We start from the raw sequence: 1,127 nt of genomic DNA on the forward strand, positions 1-1,127 counted from the left end.
GGACCGGCGCGAACGGCGACATCGCGGCCAGGCAGCCGGCGATCATCAGCCGCGCCGGCTGGGGCGCCGACGAGTCCATCCGCTGCCGCAACGCCACCTACGACCCCACGCTCGCCGCCGCCGTCGTCCACCACACGGCCGGCAGCAACAACTACACCCGCGAGGGCTCGGCCGGCGTCGTGCGGGGCATCTACACCTACCACGCACGCAATCTGGGTTGGTGCGACGTCGGGTACAACGTCATGGTCGACAAGTACGGCCAGGCCTTCGAGGGCCGCCACGGTGGCCTCAACCGCAACGTCCAGGGTGCGCACGCCGGCGGCTTCAACGGCAACACCTGGGGGATCTCGATGATGGGCGACTACTCGACCGTCGCCCCGCCCGATGCCACCGTGCGCAAGATGGGCGAGATCATCGGCTGGCGCCTGTCGGTCGCCGGGGTCAACCCCAAGGGTTCCGACACCCACTACTCCGAGGGCACGTCCTTCACCAGGTACCCCATGGGCGCCGCGGTCCGGTTGCCCAACATCTTCGCCCACCGCGACGTCGGCAACACCTCGTGCCCCGGCGACGCGGGCTACGCCAGGATGGGTCAGATCCGCGACATCGCGGCGGCTTACGCCCAGAGCGGCGGCGGGACCCCGGCTCCGACCAACCCCACTCCCCCGGTCACCAACCCCGGGACGACCCCGCGGCCGGGCACCGGTGGGACGACGATCCCGGACGTCACCCAGGGCAGTGTCCAGGACGCGGTGACCTCCGCGCTCCGGACCGTGCTGTCCGGTGGCCGCCTCGACGCCGCCGCGCTGACCCGGATCCTCACGGGTGGGAAGACGCTGGCCGACATCCCGTTCGACGCCGGCTCGGTGCAGGCCGCGGTCGGCGGGGACCTGGGCTCCGTCGGGAATCTGATCGGCGGCGACTTCGCCAGGCTCGCCTCGCAGTTCGCCGGCCCGCTCGGACAGGTCCTCTCCGGCGTCCAGAGGTTCGGCAACGTGTCCCTGGTGAAGCACGAGAACGGTGCGGTCTACTCCTCCCCCGAGACGGGCACCCACCCGGTGTGGGGCGTGATCGGTGACGCCTGGGCCTCCCAGGGCTTCGAGCACGGACCGCTCGGCCTGCCGGTC

1 protein-coding gene is annotated in these 1,127 nt (G+C 71.8%); it reads left to right on the top strand.

The window, feature by feature from the left end; translation table 11 throughout:
* Positions 1 to 1,127 (top strand): N-acetylmuramoyl-L-alanine amidase (locus G6020_RS12480; protein ID WP_182610842.1); only part of this gene is annotated, 1,127 nt, incomplete at both ends.

Source organism: Dietzia sp. B19 (assembly GCF_014145155.1).
In the GTDB taxonomy this organism is placed as follows: Bacteria; Actinomycetota; Actinomycetes; order Mycobacteriales; family Mycobacteriaceae; genus Dietzia; species Dietzia natronolimnaea.